Source organism: Rhizobium sp. BT04 (assembly GCF_030053135.1).
Classification (GTDB): Bacteria; Pseudomonadota; Alphaproteobacteria; order Rhizobiales; family Rhizobiaceae; genus Rhizobium; species Rhizobium binxianense.
Genome location: NZ_CP125652.1, coordinates 3,068,362 through 3,085,665 on the forward strand (window position 1 = coordinate 3,068,362; position 17,304 = coordinate 3,085,665).

The following is a 17,304-nucleotide window of genomic DNA, read 5'->3' on the forward strand; positions in this document are numbered from 1 at the left end:
AGCATGGGAAGAGGATTCACGTTCGTGATGTTCGACCGAAAATCCGTCCAGCTTCGGAACGACCGCTATAGACGGCCCATTCGCCAAAAGCCTTCTTACCGCTTCCGGCCCCGAACGTGAAATTTCAAAAATGACTGAGCAAAGGTGGCTCCTGGCGGCGCGAAGCAGAATTGTTGCCGTCAAGGCTGGGCTCGAGGCGGAGAATTTATAAGTCTCCGTGGTTTCAGGCCCAAGAATAGCGCCTGGGACCTCTGAGCTGCGTCGGTAATAAGGCTGACCCACGTCCGGTCCTGTCGTCTGCTCCTAAACGGTTCGGCCAACGCAGCCACTTGAATCTTTGCTGAACCGTTCGCCTGCGTGTGTATCTGGCATATGCAATTTTCACTTGAGCGTGATTGGAAAGTATAATATAAAATTGCTGTTCCCGTGGAAGCGCGCTGGTACGTCATGTATTCTACGAGGATTAGAGGGGGAATACCCGAATTGTTGTGGAGAGTGCAATCGTGTGAGTGATTGCATTGCTGAACTATTGTTGAAAAGCTGAATCCTGCTGTGGCTTTTGTCTCGGTAGGAGCGAAGAAGTACTGTGAGCTTACTTCTTGGCCGACATGGTCAACGCGGTTCGCAAACGACTAGGCTGAATTTCGGGCTTCACTAAATGGATGCGCAACGAGGTTGTTCACGATGGCCTCGCTCTCTGTTTTGCGCTTGCGCTTTTCCGTGCAGGTCGTTGTGGGTCAGCCCCATTCGACCTGTCTGCGGCCTGATTTCCTATGCGGAGATAGGGCGTCTCTGCCCGTTTTCCGTCGAGTTTCCAATCTGTTCGCCCGTGTAAATCAATTGGGCAGTCGCAATGATCTACGCCTGGTGACGGGCGAACTTGTCGAACAAGTATGGGGGCAGCAGTGGGGCTTGGAACCGACGCGCGTCCGGTCGGCTGGCAGGACATTATCAATCCGCAGATAACCCGCCGTGGTCTGCTTGGCGGTCTCGGCGCCGCGCCGCTATTGTTGTACGCGAGCAAGAGCCACGCGGAAGGGGAGTCCTGGTACGATCTGCAGTTTGAACTGGCCGAGGACCAGAGATCGCTAACCGTTCTCGAGATCAAGGTTACGCCCGCGGGCAAGCCGAATGCTGACGCGAATGCCGCGTCGCCGGACACTCGTGTGGTCGCGTGCTGGTGGAACATACCTGCACTTGCCTTTGGGCCGGCAGCTTACTTCGACATGGAAGAGCCGGCAGCGGGAGACATCGGCAAGGTCGGGCCCGCTCCGGCGCGCACTGTCTATGCTCGCAACGTCGATTACGGATTGCGCTTCGCCAAAGGCGATAAGTCGACAGTCAAAGCTGGCAGCAGCAAACCCGGTTTCATCGGGTTCAGGTTTCAGAGGCCGGGCACGCGTTGGACCATCGAATACATAACCGACCTGTGGGTTCTGACGAAGGGCGGCGTGGATAGTATCCGCGCAAGCAGGCCCGCGGAATTTCATGCCTTCATGGATCCCGATCCGGATCCAGGCACCCGACCGCTGCCGTTCGAGGATGTCGTTCACAGTCGCGTCGGGTCGACCCTTGACATCATGTTCGCAGGTCAGGTCGGCGTAAGGCCGGGTTCGTCCGGATATCTCCGAGTGACGCTGGATCGAAATCTGGTTTGGACCGTCAAGCGAGTCGGTGACAACGCCGTCTCGGCTCTGGATGGCCGGCTGGATATTTCCGAGTTCAATTTTGCATGGCGGCGGGCAAATCCCGAGGCGGCCCCAACGGATGCGGCACGGAGCGGCTCGACGGAAGCGATCTATTTTTCGGGGCAAGCGGGCCCTAATGATGTGAAACTGACGGGTAGCGCTGGCGTTCTGGAGATTGGCCGGTCCGATGGTCACCAAGTCAGGCTGCGCCCCGGCGATCTCTGTACAGTCAATCTTGATGTCATTACTGGACCCGCCTCGTCGCTGCCGCGACAAATGCAGGTCGTTTCGGCCCTCAGCATCGGTGAAGGCGTTCTTCAGGTTCGCAACGGCACAAGGACCCTGACTGATGGCCTCGCAGGCCGAAATCTTGTGTTCGCTCAGACCGACACTCCCCAGACCAACCTGCCGCGGGTACGGCGTACGGTCCTATGGGGACAAGCCAGCGGTACTGGCCCCTTGGTCGGAAAGCCGGATGCGAAACATCTGAAGTGGCAGGAGAAGGGAGATGTTCCCTCTCCCGTCGGCCTTCTCGGAATTGGTGCGCCGCAATCAACGACGCGCCGCCGGCAGACTGAGGGCGAGGGGGCGGATTCCTCGAATGAGGCACTTCCTCCTGAAACTACTCCCGCGAAGGATAAGCCTGAGGCTGCTCCGCTCGAAGTGACAATCACCGGCCCGCAGGCATGCAAGCCGATCGCGTCTGTCGACGCGACAGGCGACCATCTCGCACGCTTCTTCCAGGCTGTGAACGGCGATCGTGGCGGCGTACCCGATGCCACCCTTTATGTCCTTCATGATCGTCCGTACGGAAACACCGACGCTTCGGCAATACGGCGCATCCACTTCGACGTCTCGCTATTCTCCACCAATGCTGCTCTTCCCGACACCAGCTTCAGCCGGCTAACCTTCAGGAGTTCCGATCTCAGGCTGGTCTACGAGGACGGCGCGCCGATTGCGGAACTGAAAGGCGGCGAAGACCCGCGTCCGATCGCCGGGAGCTTCGTCTGGCTCGGGCCGATGTCTCCTGGTGAAAGACGCGCGTCCTTCGATCTTTCGGACGCGACGCTCACGTGTGGGCGCGACTACGACCTCATGAAGCTATGCCTTCGTTTTCGCGATCTCCTGCTTGAATATAAGCCTGAGCCCAGGATCGTGCCCGCCCGCGACGATGCGCGCGTCCATATCGGCGACGATGGCGCCGTGCATGATACTCGGCCAATCATTGTCGCGGAACTCAGCCCCCAACATCTAATGGAGGCAGCCATCTTTCGCCCTGAGGCTCCGCCGCTTCCCGACGTCGACCTGGATAAACCAGCCAATGCCGGCGACCAATGGTGGACCCGGGAGAACATTCTTGCTGCCCTTGCGAACGAGGCGGACCGGGAGAAACGAAAAAACCTTCGGCTGACCATTCAAGGCCTGAAGATTCAGCAGGAGGGGAAAACAAAGTCTGGAAAGCCGCAGCCGTTCAAGGCAATGGCCGAGGCTTTTGCGCAAAAGGCGAAGACGCTTCCTTCCGACCAGCAGATCTACATCGGGCCGTTTGCAATCGATGCGGATGGCATGGGCGTTGCGCGCGTGTTGATAACGCAGATCGGCCCTGCGGCAGTAGAAGCCGAGGTTGACGACCTGCTTGCGCGCGTTAACGTCCACGCGCACCCGGCCGGGCCTCTTTCCAAGCTGGGAAAGCTGGCTCCGGTAAAGCCTGACCCGACGTCGCCTGCGGTTGCCGGTAATGCAACGCCGGATTACCGCGGAAGCGCCCTTCGCAATGAGGCGGTGTTCGAGTCGCTGGAGCCCCTCTACGGCGTGTTTCGCACTTTCTGGCGTGACACAATCGTCACTTACCTCGCACTTGTCCAGCACAACGTCCCGTCAAAAGAGATCTTTGACAGGATCGGCTTTATCATGCCGGCTGAGGCTGACCCGGCACGCTATCCAGAGTTTGGCGAGTTCCTGATCGAAAACAATCGTTTCGTCGGATATGACGAGGGCAAGCTCGCAATGTTGGTCGCACTGATGGTCAACCGGTTCGCCAAGTTCGCGCTCGGACTCGATGCTATCCCGGACCTCGTCGGAGCGCGCCTTTCGGGCAAGAGCAGGCTTGCCTTCCGCATCGACTGCGATCCGCCACAAACTGCCACTGCCTATGAGGCCGGAACGATGTCGAGTTCCGACGATGGGCCCAGCCGAACCGGACCTGGCATTTCCCGGTTCAAACCTATCCCGTTTACATTCGAAGGCTTGACCGATTGGTCGCGGTTCGAGCCTGCGGTCACAAAGCGCGCCAGAAAGCTCTTTGAGAGCCTTCCTTCCGGTCTCCTTCCTCGGCCCGGGAGCCGTTCAGCCAACCCAAGCGACCACGCAATGATGCGGTTTCAGGGTTTTTCGGAAGGGCCTATCACCGGTGCATCGCGGATGGCTGAGGTGCGCGCCTCGCTGAAGAGCGAACGTGTCGCCGATCTTTCCGGAAGAGGCGAGGCGCCCTTTCCTGGCGAGCCGCTCGACCTCGAAACGGCCATCGAGATTCCTGCGCGCCTGATTTTGTCGACAGCCCAGGACGCGGTGTGGCGCACCAATCGGCGCATGCCACCGGAAGTAACTTCTTCCGTAAACGACAGTCCCGTCGCGCCGGTTGATGGCGAGCCGATCGGGCTTGAAGAGGGCGCCGGTCTTGCCGGGCAAATCGAAACCGTGAGTGTCCAGCCGCGCGACCTATGGTCTGTGCGGCTCGAAACTGACTTTCTCAAACCGGATCTAAGGGCCGTCTCTTCACCCGATCTTCGTCCGTCGGCTCTCATCGGTCCTCGTGAGCCGGGGACTGCGCGGTTTCCGGGGGAGGGTGCTCCGCCACGCGGTCCCTATGCCCCCTGGTTTATCGGGCCTGAGCAGCTTGAAAGCGGTACGGTGGCCGCGCAGACCCTTGCAGATGAACTCAAGGATCCCGATCTTTGCCTGGCCCCCAAGGCGCCTAGCAAATACAGGCTCATCCGCTGGCTATGCGAACGCGCAGGTTTCCGGCAGAGCCTTCCCGTCGAAGACTATACCCTTTTCCGCACATCGCTCGATGCGTTCGACCGTCACCAACTGGTCCTTTTGACATCGACTTACGGTCTCCCGGTCATCGGCAAACGGAAAGCTTCCGCAGGCAGTGATGAAGACGCGGATCGCGCTGGTGGACTTGTTACGGATTCTGGCCAGATCGAGCCCGGCGAGGCATTCTCGCTGCTCGATGCGACTGACGATCAGGCACTTCATAAGCCCGTCTCGTTCAAGGTTAAGGCATTGTCGCTGACTGCGCTTGGCGGCTCGTTCCTACATGAAACGTCCTTCAAGCCTTCGGCAGGCGCCAACGATTTCCGCGGCCGCAAAATATTCGAAGGTTTCTCGATCGACACCCTGCAGCAGGACATCGTGCTCGGTCGAGATATTCGAACGGAAGTTGTATACAAGGGTTATTGCCTACCATTAGGACATCAAGCTTCCTTTATAAAACTGACGGAACGGATCTTTCTTCGCACGCCAAACAGCGGCATCAAAGCAATGCTGCGGCAGCGGATGTTCTTGCGCATAAGCGAGCCCGAAAAGCTCTACGGTGCGCTCGCGCAGCCGCATGCCGGGCGCATGTGGTGCGCCAAGAGGGTCAGGCTGCTTGCTGACAAGACGCCGGATATCCTAGACCCAAGCATCCCCCTCGGCCCGTTGAGTGAACAGAATCCGGAAAGCCTCAATGGACGGATTTTTCTGGGTGACGGGCCAGGACTGGCCTTTTGGCCGCGCACCGATATAACCGCCAACGGCCTGCACCGCTTTGAGGTGACATTTGACGGCACCCCGACCTCGCTGCCCATGATTTTCGTCGACAATATCGCTGCAACGACCGGCGAGTCCCTCAAGCGAGCAGTCGATCACTATAACGGCAAACTTGCTCCCGATGCTACGCCCGGCCTACAGGACATTCTTTTGAGAAATCGCACCCTGGCCGTCGGCGGGGGCAAGATCGACTTTGCACCCAACAGCAAAGCCGGTGAGGCTCAGTTCGAAACCGAGGAGATTCTGGTCCGCGCCCATGGCAGGACTCGCGTCGTCGAGGCAGACAGTTGGACGGGTGAACTGGAGGGCATCGACAACTTCGTCACGTCGGGCGTGCTTGAAGGTGCCGGACAGCCGCCCTTCTATCCAGCCATGCAGAAGGCAAAAATCAGACTAGGTCCGGTTGAGCGCCTGAGCGGAGGCACGCCAAGCGCTGTGGAGGTGCAATACGACGGACACTATGTCCTTTATGGATTTGACAAGGACAGCGTGGCGCGCGGCCTCGAACCGGCGAAGGGCGCCAATGCCAATCCCCAGGAAGTGTTTCTCAACCTGCGCAGCGTGCTAAATTTCGGCATGGGCGGCAATGGCGACCGCGCAGGCGGGATTGCCCGCCCCGAATCCAATATTGTGGCGATCAGCCGAAGCAAGGGCCCGCTTGGAGGCGACGAAACGACCTGGTGGAGCACTGGTCGCCAAAACAAGGCCCCAGATGTCAACAAGGTCGAGCAGGTTAACGGAAAGCCCATCGACGCCAAGCTCGACACGGCGATGGGGTCGACAACGCTTGTTTCGCTGGCACACTACTTCAATAAAGAAGTGCCGCGGCCGGCGCTGACACCACTGAAAGAAGACCGGCAGCCTGCCTTCGCGCCCAAGACGCCGGATGCCGCCAACCTAGAGATATTGAATCAGGTCCAGTCCTTCTTCAGCTTGGACGCCAAACTGCTTGGCACGGTCAAGCTCAAGGACCTGATGACGCTGCTCGACCTCAAGTTGGACAGCATCCCCGTCTTGAAGGAGGGACTGGAATACGGCACCGCCGCCCTGCGTAACGCCAACTCCCAACTCGATGGCCTTAGCAACGACGTGCGCGAGCGCGTTCTCGCACCGCTCCGCGATGTGATCCGGCAGTTGCGCGCCGAATGGAACGCACTTGACCAGTCGCTCCGGAACAAAAAAGTAGAAGTCCCTATTCCTGGGGCCGGTTCGAAATCCACCGCACTCAGCCTTGCAGACATCTATCCCGAGGTGAATCAAGGCTTGTCATCCGTCGAGAAGGCGTTGGACGAAGCACTGGCGGCCGAGGACGCCACGGCGCTCGTCCCAAGACTGGCGGCGGTGCATTCCGCTGCCCGGGAACTCATTCGCGGACTTTCCATTATCGCGTCGAACCCGGTGGAACGGCTTGAGGACGCTGTCATCGGCAGCCTGCAGGCGCGCATCTTGGAAGTAACAGACGCGATTGCGCAGTTGCAGCCGCTTGTCGCAAGCCTAGAGCAACTGGCGACAGATTTGCTCGACGCGGCTGCCACCGACGTGGCCGAACAGGCCGCCGACTGGATATACGGGAAAATGGCCGGCGCGGTCCCTAAGTCCGAGGTCGATCTCGAGGCTTCGATGAAATTTCTTAATCTCTTCCCGCTCGCAGTCGTGCCGCTCGATCTCTCAGTCGTTCTGAAGGCCCTGGTCGCCGACATCAACAAGGACGCCGCGTCATTGGGCAAGGCGATTCTTGGTTCGTCACCGCCAGACAAGGGCGTTGGCCCGATCCTCGCCGAAGCTGTCAGGGACGCCGCTCGTCAGGCGATCCGGCCGACCCTGAAGAACGTGCTTCTGTCGCTCCTACAGGGCCAATCCGTCGAGGCCGCTCTCATGTCAGGCGTCGGCGAGTATCAATCCCAGGTAAGCTCGAAGGTCAAGACGGCCATAGACATCGCAAAAACTGCGGTTGCGGCGTTCAAAACCTCTGCGGCGGACGCTGAACGTCGCGCCGCGCTCGGCCTTGAGGCGGCGCTCAACCGATACGCCGAGCAACTGCTTACAGACACGATCGACTGGGGCCTCAAGCAGTATCCCGACGAAATTCAGGTGCTGGTCGCCGGCGTCGAGCGTGCGAGCCACGCGTTTGACAGCGTCAAACGCGTGGCGGATGCAGTTAAAAACGCCAAACTTCAGGAGATCCTCAACGCCGGCGGAACGTTCGCCGCGGAGGTGCTCGGCATCGATGTCGACGGTATGGCGGAAAGCTTCCGGCAGACCGTAACGGCGCCGATTGCCGCATCGGTTCGCGAGGCACGAAAAACCCTGCTTCCGGACCAGGTGGTGTCCGTAAAGGCCGACATCCTTCTGCGTGAAATCGAGGCCTGCGCGCCTCTAAAATTGGCAACGCCGCAAAAGTCGACTCTGCCGTTGCTTGATGTCAATCAGAAGGTGGAAGCGAGCACATCGCTGCTAGTGGGCCTTGCAACCGCCCTCAAGACAATCGAGGAAGTTCGTGCCTCACTGCCCGCGGTTACGGAAGCGGCCTCTTCGTCCGGATTTGAAGCGGTCTCATCGAAGCTGACTACGTTCGTTTCCAACCTGGAGACGTTCCTTGGCGTCGAGGACTCGCGACCGGGTGGTGTGTCCAACGAGATTGCCGGGCTCTACAGCGACATCGTCGATCTCACCGTGGCCGTTACTGATCTCGACCTCTCGTTTTCGGGCGACGACATTGACCTTGCCAAAATCGAGCGAATCGGCTCGCTTGCAAAGCAGATCCGCTTCCTGGCAAAAGCGATTGCCGATCACCTCACCGCAATCGTCAGGTCGACGGGACAGTTTGCACAACAGAACCCCGAATTCATAGCCGCAGGCATGATCGCCGGAAACGTCGTCGTCTTCGCCAGCAGCAACGGCATCGACCTCAATACCATCGACCAAACGGTGCGGACAGCCCTCGAGAATGCCCGCAGCCGGGCGGATCTCCTTGAAAAAAGCCTTGTTTCAGCTCTCGTTCCGGTGATCGATCTCGGCCTTGCCTCGATCGGCACGACCACAGCAGGGACGGCGCAAGGGATCAAAACACTGGAAGACCAGCTTCCCCTGTTGAACGGCCTTGCGTCGAAGGCAGGATTGTCGCTCGATCCGGAAGTGGTGAACCTGCAGAAAAGGCTTGCGAGCATTAGAGTGCAACTGACCACCTACGGCAATCTGAAGGTGTCATCTATCCCGACTGATCAGGCAACGCTTGTAGCGCTCTTCGCCGCCCCTCTGAAAGAAGGCGGTCACCCCACTCTGAAGGAGCTCTCCGTCCTTGATGGTGGCGTCTCGGAATTGCACAAAGCCGCAAAGGACCTGCGAGACCTCGAATCCGCACTCTTGCGCGAATGGCGCGCGCTGCAAAAGCGCCTTGAGGGCGCGCCAGCGGAAATGAAGGAGGCCGCCGAAAACGCGGTCGTCACCCTTGGCCTCTTCGACAAGCTGGCGACCGGTTACGATCAAATCAAGGTCCTGCGCAACCAGCTCCTGTCACAAGCCGCCGAAAACACCTTCTTTGCCCCATTCGCCCGAAGGGCGCTCATCGTCGAGACGCTGAGCGGACTAGGCCCTGCGGGCAACGGCGCCTGCAACGTGAAGGATCCGAAAGAGCAAAACGCCGTGCTCGCCGAATGTGATCGCCTGGCCCAGGAGGTGATGGTTTTTGTGGACGCCCGCAAGCTCGCGGGTCTCAAGGATGACGAGCGCTCGAAACTGCGCCAGCGAATTGTGTTGGCGCTGCGTGGATGGAGCAATGGTCAGGCATCGCCGCTGCTCATCGTCGAGCAGGCCAAGGAAATGGGCAAAGACCTTCTTCGCGGCAATGTCCTGTCGGCGGTCGATCTTGGAGCATTCCGCGATCAGCTCGAGGATTCCATTGCGGCACTCATTCCAACCAAGGTCAAGTTCTCCTACGATTTTGGCTCGACCGTAGCGGAGCCGCCAAGCGCCAAAGATATCTTCCAACCGAAACAGGGCTCTGAATTCAATATTGTCGTCAGGGCCTCATACGATCTCCTGACGCAAAAGAGCGATTATTCCGCAAGCGCCAATCTGGGCCCGTTCGACATCTATCTCATCGGGGACGTAGCCGACGCGTTGCGCCTTTCGTTCGGCGGAGCCGCCTTTAGCGTCAGCAGCGGGTCCAGCGCGCGGTTCGATGTCAAGTACGAGGACTTCGAAATCGGCAAGGACCTAGAATTCGCCCAGCAACTGCAAAGCTACCTTACGCCGAAGGAGGGGAACGGCGTCTTCATTCAACCGATGACGCGCGGCGCGGGCATCGAGGTCGGATACGGAATCAACCTCGGTACAATCGGCGTGGGCGTCACATCGTTTTTCAATGTGTCACTGAACGTTTCCGCAGAGCTGCCCTTCGGGGACGACGAATCCCTTTTCAAGGTATCTCTTGGCAGGCGCCTGTCTCCCTTCGGCATGGGCGTTCTGCCGTTCGTCGGGTCAGGATATTTTTCAATTTACGCCGCGGCCGATGGAGTCCGCGGATTTGAAGCGTCATTCGAATACGGCGGCGGCGGTGCGATCGGATTCGGTCCCTTGAGCGCCCAATGCCGAATTTCCGCCGGTGTCTTTGTCCGCATTCTCAAGGTAAATAACAAAAAAACTACAGAGATTTACGGGACTTTCTTCGCAGGTGGGTCGGCGAGTATCTGGGTATTCCAGTTTTCTACATCACTTTACGTGAGGTTGGGGACCGCCGAAGGCGGAGCCATGTACGGCGAGGCGATTTATTCGTTTTCATTTAGCCTTGGGATAGCTGACTACGATTATTCAATTACAGCATTTAAAAAAGAAAACTCCCTCGGCTCCAAGCGAGCGGCATTGCTGCCTGACGGTGGCGGAAAAACCCGGTTTGCCACCGCTGACGCTCCCTTTGGGATTGATCCCATCACTACCGGCAGCCCCGTCGAGGACGCGCCGGGCTTCACCAAAATCAAGACTGCAAACCAACTCACGGACTGGAACGGCTACGCGGCCTACTTCGACGTCGGCCTGCTCGAGGGATTGTCACCATGATCGACCAACTTTTCGTGCCTGTCCGCCCGTTGCTTCGCGTGGTTGCCAATGGCCGGCGTAAGGGAAAAAATGGGGATGTTCTCAAGTTCACCCTGATCGCGACACCTGAGTACGACAGCAAGCAGCCTTTCACGGCGGAAGACGGCGCCTTCGAGTTCGCCAATTGGCCGAAGGAAATGGCGGAGAGGATGCGCAACGGTCGCGCTGAAGGACCGTTTGCGGGCAAAGTGACGCCTGCAGGCGATGCGCGACTGCGGCTCCATGCACGTGCCATCATTGCAGCGGCTATCCCTGATATCGCCCCCGGCTCGGACTGGCAGGAGGTACTCTTGGAGGCCGCGGCCTCAAAAGCCTTCGACAACCCCAACCGGTGGACGGAGATAAATGCGATATGGCAAGGATCCCTTGCCGGACCCATAGCTGGTAACTGGAGAGACTTGGCACTCGACATCGAGCGGTCACTGACGGGCGCGAAACGCTCCTCTGATTTGCAGAAGGAATATTCGGGAACGCCCGTTATTGATGCGCATGGCGCCATCATCGCCGCGCCCCATGACGCGGAACAGACTGTTACCGTCAAGGGGGTGATTCCAATCCGCCAAAGTGACCTTGCCATCGAGGAGGAATCGGAGCGTGCCGTCCGCATCCTTGCAAAGCAACAGGGTGGACCTTTCGCTGTTCTCGATGAGCGCGAAGAGCCGGAGGAAGCCGGCTATGAGGAAAAATTCAGGTCGGTCACCGATGGGACCAACGAGGAGCGCAAGCGCACTCAGGCGACTTCGTTGCAGGTGGCGGCTCTAGTCTCAGGCGGGCCTGCCATCGCCAATGACGCCCCGAAACCAACAACAGCCTCGATTATCCCCCAACCCGGTGATGTTGTCGCTGAGCAGGTTCCAAAGGAAGCCCCTCTAGTTGGCGCCGGCCCTCCGACCTCCGATCGCGGCAAGCGACGGGCAACACACCAGTATGGAACTTGGCTGCAGCGTCGAGCGAAATACCGAAGCGACAGCAGAACCTCCCGCCCCGTGGTAGACGACAAACCCGATCAGGTGCCGGCTGCGGCACTCCGCGAGCGCCACAGAGGTGTGTTTTTCGCCCTGCAGGGCGATCCGACGCTCGCACGGCTGTTCTGCATGGCAATCGACTTCGAGGTCGAGGAGGCGCGTCTGACGGAAAAGGTTGCGACCGAGAAGGTCCACCTGGCCGTTTGGACGCCAAGCCCGCGGCGCGCATTGATTGCCACGGCCGCGCGGCGTCATGAAAATGGGTTCTGGCCGGTGTCCGCCTTCGAAGCCCACGTGGTGAAGTCGAAAACGAATGGAAGCTTCGAGATCCTTCATCGTGACGATCTCGTCGAGCAGCGCGATGGTATCTGGAGGTTGGGCACATGCTGCAAGGTCAATGCCGGGGGCGGCGAGGCAGCAGTTCCGCGCTACGATATCGTGTCGCTCGATCTTCGCCGTTCCATTGATGGTAAGACCACGGGCCGAGACCGTGGGGAGGAACATCATACTGCCGGCTTTACAATCCTCGATCGGGGCCGCGCCGACCAGATCGCGCGAGATCTGGCCCTGTCGGCGATGCAAGCGCAAACACTACCGGGCAAGGGGGCCGTGATCGTCCTTCATGCAGAGGAATTGACAGTCGGTCGCAGGATCGACATTGCGGCGGTGGCTCCTGGCGCGAAACTTAGCAGTGTCACCTGGCGAAGTCTTATGCATCGCTACGTTGATTTCGATTTCAAATCGCGAGATCCGGTCGCTGAAGCAGTCCTGAAACAACTGTTTCCGGGAAAGGGGCAAAAGGGCATCCTCGAGGAGGTGTCATTTCAGGTGGCAGCTCGCTACATGCCGATCACCGGACAGGACGTTGAAGCTGTCGCGGAAGAAGCGATTTTCCTCTGGGATGGCACGCCTGCCGGCGTCCTCACGGATGCCGGTGTGGGGAACGTCGATCTGCCGAGCTTTTTCCCGTTCGATCGCACGTTTGCGCTGCCTGACGAGGAAGGGCTCCGTGTAGCACCGTTGCGATTCGGTTTTCCGTACATGTGCCGCTGCCGTTCAATGTTCCTCGGGGGAGGTTCCCCCGACGCCTCCGATGAGAGCACCAAGGCCACCACCGACAGTTTAAGCGTTCTACCGGTTGCCGTCGGCGATGTTGCCCAGCCGCGTCGCTTCCTTCGCCACGAGAGCATCGCGGCCCCGGTCCTGATGCTACCAAAGCACCTTGCGGAGGCGCGATCGCTTCATATGGGCTATGAACAGGCCGACCAGGCCATCGTACGTTCCTGGAACGACGTCTCTTCGGCGCTCGAAACAATCAGTGACCTCGACGACATAAGAGGGGAATATGTCGGAGGGCCCGTACGAACGACGCCGGAAAGTACGATGCGTATTCTTATTGCTCCTGAAGCCGCGCTTGATCTCGTCGTGCGTCACGGGCAGTTCGACAATGGCAACGTGCCGCGCGTTCGCCGAGGTGGCTTGCTGGACGTATCGTTCGCGCCGAGACCATTGCCCGATCCGTCTCAAGCGACGAACACACCACGCCCCAGTGGTTTTCCGATTGTAATCACCAGCAAGCGGGACACGTTTGATCCGGAAGGCGCAATCTATCGCCGCAAGCTGGCGAATCCACAGGAAGACCTGCAAGAGCGAGGCATTCCTGTTTTCGAGCCTGGTGGAACCAACGCGACGCCAAACGGCGGGATTGGATATCTCGTGGATCCGGCCATCAACCACTATTCGATAAGAGCCCGTATCCGGGGAGGGGATCGTTATCTCGAAGGCTCGATCGAGGCGCCGGCGTTCTCCGAACAGGGATATCCGGATGTGCTACCGCTCGTCGTGAGCGTCGCGAAAGCCGCTGGCAACTCGAAGACCGTTCGCCCAGCACATGCAACGAAGATCAGCGAGATTGCAGTCGTGGCCGGACCAACCTGGCTTGACGATGCCGGCAAGCTTGGGTTGACAAAGCCCAGACGGGGCACGCGGGTCAGTCACGTCCAGGTGAGGCTCTATGCAGGTGAGGATTACGATCTGGAGGTCGCTTGCCTTCCGGCAGGTTCAATGCTGGCAAGGCGCTTTTCAGTGTCTGAAACAATAGCACTGCTGTTTAAGGCAGCAGGTACCGACAAAAAAAAGCTGGAGCTCCTATCACAGATCTGCGGCGGAGAGATCGCGGATGCATGTGGTCCAGCAGTTGAATGCCAGCAAGTGATCGGACTTTGTGGCGAGGCAATCCCTTCGCAGGGAATTGTCGATAAGGTTGCGGCCAATCTCCTGGCGGCAATGAAGACGAAGTGGCCGGTTGAGGAAGTCGCTGCCGTCACGACGCTGCGGGTGTGTCATGCCGTCAACAAACCGGCGCTTTTGGCCAATTGGCGGAACAAGGCGTCGCTGAAGGCTGTCCGCCAGGACTACGAATTGGCTTGTGACGTAATTCTCAATCCAAAGCTCAGCGATGAGCTGAAGGCAACCGGCCTCTTTCTTCAGGGGCAGATCGAAGTCGATCTCGCCTTGGTCGACAGCCTACAGATCGTGGCCGAGACCGTTGCAACCGATGGCGCGCTTCTCGACTCCCGCGACCGCGGGCGCAGTTCGATCTCCAAGCGTACCGGACGGTGGCCAGTAATGATGACCAAGGATGGCGAACGTGCTTACGTGTCTGCGACCGATGTTGTTGGCTTCAGGGTCGCCGAGGACGGCTCCGTGACCTTGCCCCAACAGACGGTGACGCTACTGAATGTCGGCAACTTGCCCGCTCACGGCGCACTTGGGCAAGTAATCTCGCTTGTGGACACCGGCATCACCTGCGAGGTGCCAGAAGACCTTGAGTTCGGCGCCACGCCAACGGGAAAGAACCCCGGCGAGCCCGTGTTTGGTCCCACGACAGACCGATTGACCCAGATCGAGCTCGCACCGCTTTTTGCCGCGGCTGGTATGTCGGTTCCGATCACCTTTCAGATGGCCATGGAAGAAGGGGCCAAGGATGTTTCGCGACGGACACGCGTACTGAAGATACAGCGTCCTCATGTGTTCAAGGACACAATTGCCCGAAAGCTCACCCTGAAACTCGTGTCGACTTCCAGACATGCCGCGGCCTTCGAAACGACACCGCGATACCTGCAGGGCAGGGAACAGCTTCTCTATCGTCGCCAGCCGCTCAAGCGTACGGACCAGGCCGTCATGAATACGGACTATGCCGAAATCTGGATGAGATCGACGGTGCGGCCGGCCGTTCCCGATTTGCGGCGGCCCGAGCCCTCCTTCACCATCTCCCGCAAGTCCGAACCGGCTGGCGATGGCAAGAAGCACATATTGGTACGCACGGCAAAGACACGGCTTTATTTCGGGCGCGGGTGGTTCAGTTCGGGTGAGGGCGAGCGGGTCGGAATTGTGCTCTGGCCGCCGGATTACGCCACTCTCAAGAGCAGCGACGTTGACGCGGACAAGATCAGGTTCAACGACCGGAACCTGAGACTGCGCGATTTTGAAGATTCCGACCTAGGCGAGGGGGGCAGTTTCATAACGCGATGGGGCGGAGATCCAATTCGCAAGGACCCCACGGACCAAGAGGCGAACTTTATACCTCCGGATGCTTTCGAGGATCTGAAGCGGCTTGGAAAGGCCCCGCATCGCCCAGAGATCGTGCCACGCGCACTCATGCCCATCCCTCGCGCTGCCTCGGGGACGGCCACGGAATATCTTCCCGTTTCCCTGCTGACCTATGAGCCATGCTTCGACCTCGATCGCGAAGAGTGGTACGTGGATGTCGATCTCAAACCGATCCGAGCGTCGGAACCTTTCGTTCGCTTCGGGATCGTGCGTTACCAGGCCCAGTCCATCTCTCCAAGCATCATGGTGTCAGAGCCGGTGAGCGTGGCCATGCAGCTCCTGGCCGAGCGCCAGATCGAAATCACGACAAAGGGCAAGGAAACACAGGATCGCTTTGTTTCCATCAGGGTCAGCGGGCTCGGATCACATGATATCAAGGATATCTTCCCAGACTTGCTTCCCGGCGCCGACGAGGCGTGGTCGGCCAATTTCGACACACTTCGCCGGCCAAAGATGAAGCTTTCGCTGTTTCACGAGGTTGAGGATGGTGAGAACGGCGTTGTCCGCACCCCCATCGAGACCATCCCGGTAAAAAGCACGACAGTAGGCCCGGCGATGGATGAGAACTTTCACTGCGAGGTCGAGCCGACGATCGAAAACGCCAACCTGGTTTGGGAGGTCGACTTCAACTTCGCAGCCGACGCGCTTGATGATCTCGGCCGGGGCCGTATCGTCGCCTATGTCGAAGAGGTGGACCGGCGTATGCCGGCAGCCTACCGCAAGGAACCGGTCCCGCTTAGGAGCATGTTCGCGCTGAACTCATTTGTTGAGTCAGGCCCGCGCTTCAGCGCGCGCGTGCCATTCCTTGAGAAAACGTAGCAGACAGGAAAGGAGAAACTGATGGGTAGCTTGAGCATCTGGCATTGGTTGATTGTTCTGGGGATTGTCATGCTTCTGTTCGGCCGCGGCCGCATCTCCGGTCTGCTTGGTGACATCGGTCAGGGCATCGGGAGCCTGAAGCGGCATCTGAAAGACTGACCAACAAAACCGTGCACGGGCATTGGGTGAGCGGGAGATGGGGCACAGACAGTGATGAGATTTTTCTTGGAACTGCTGTTCTCGGTGGTCGCGCTACTCGCTGACATGGCGGCACATAAGAGCGAAACATCTCTGCCTGAGGATTTCTAGTTGATATTTCACTATCTTGAGAAAATGTGGAGGCATGACCGATGAGCAGACTTCTAATTCTTCTTACTGGGCTAATTGTTCTTGCATTGCTGCCATCCACATCGAGCGCTCAAGACGTACCGCCCGATTGCATGGTTTCTTTCAATGTACAAAGTGAAAAAGTGTCGACTGACATCAGTTGGCTATTCGCAACGGGAAGTACCGCATCTCTATCCTGTGGTGCCGCAGAATTGTTGCGCGAGAGACTCTTTGTCGAGGGGGATAAGATTGTAAAAGGCAGCGATCTTGTCGGCAACCCGGCAACTGCTCAGCAGAGAGCGGTTACTGCGCTGAATGATCTCCAGAACCAAGTTCAACAGCTTCCGGGCGATGATGTGCCGGGAACGCTCTTTTCAGCTGGGGGATATTTGGTCGCGAAGTATCTTCTGGTGTCGTGCCTTCTAACCGTGGAAACGGCGGGCGGCACCTGCTGGGCGGCTGCAGGGAAGTTCGTAGCTGCAACCTATGGCTTTTTTCAGAAAGTTTACGTCAATCAGAGTAACACGCTTACAAAACAGGAGCTGTTATCCAAGATAGAGAATATCAGGCCAGCTTTGAATTCCGCCGGCTCTGGCCAGGCAGATGAAGCCGGAGCTCGAATCCGTTGGGTTGAAACTCAGACGAACTTGTGTAGATCCATTCAGAAAGATTGCTTATGAATCGTCTGTCGCCGGTATCTGGTGAAGCCGCTGCGGATGTCAAGTCTCCAGTTCGTGAAAGTGTACGGGGCAGGATGGCGCTCAAAATAGCAACTTAGCTGCCCCTGGCGGATCAGGTCAAAGAATTCCGGCAGCGGGCCGTCAATGGGGATGATCTCATCGCCGGTTGCCGCTGCTGCCAACCGATCAAGCTATCTTAGAGACAGTGGTCGACGTTGTTCTGGGTGAACGCTCATTTGGCCCCCCCTCGACTGCCAAGATTTATTGGTCTGGATTGGAAAATATCGTTGCAGGAACGGTCCC

The 17,304-nt window shown here is 58.6% G+C and carries 3 protein-coding genes and 1 pseudogene; all 4 read left to right on the forward strand.

What is annotated here, in order from left to right; all coding sequences use genetic code 11:
- Positions 1 to 905: 905 nt before the first annotated feature.
- The 4 genes and pseudogenes from QMO82_RS23240 to QMO82_RS23255 all read left to right on the forward strand — a co-directional run bounded on the left by QMO82_RS23240 (position 906) and on the right by QMO82_RS23255 (position 17,001).
- Entirely contained in the window at positions 906 to 10,559 is a 9,654-nt protein-coding gene (locus tag QMO82_RS23240) for a hypothetical protein (RefSeq protein ID WP_183609909.1), read from the forward strand.
- The gene (locus QMO82_RS23245) at positions 10,556 to 15,994 is read left to right on the forward strand and encodes a hypothetical protein (protein ID WP_183609910.1); all 5,439 of its coding nucleotides are present in this window, start codon (positions 10,556 to 10,558) and stop codon (positions 15,992 to 15,994) included. Before QMO82_RS23240 ends, QMO82_RS23245 begins: the two co-directional genes overlap by 4 nt.
- A gap of 21 nt (positions 15,995 to 16,015) precedes the next feature.
- A pseudogene (locus QMO82_RS23250) lies at positions 16,016 to 16,150 on the forward strand (twin-arginine translocase TatA/TatE family subunit); the annotation flags it as partial.
- 194 nt (positions 16,151 to 16,344) lie between these two features.
- Complete coding sequence (locus tag QMO82_RS23255) at positions 16,345 to 17,001, forward strand: hypothetical protein (protein ID WP_183609912.1); 657 nt, start codon at positions 16,345 to 16,347, stop codon at positions 16,999 to 17,001.
- Positions 17,002 to 17,304: the final 303 nt, after the last annotated feature.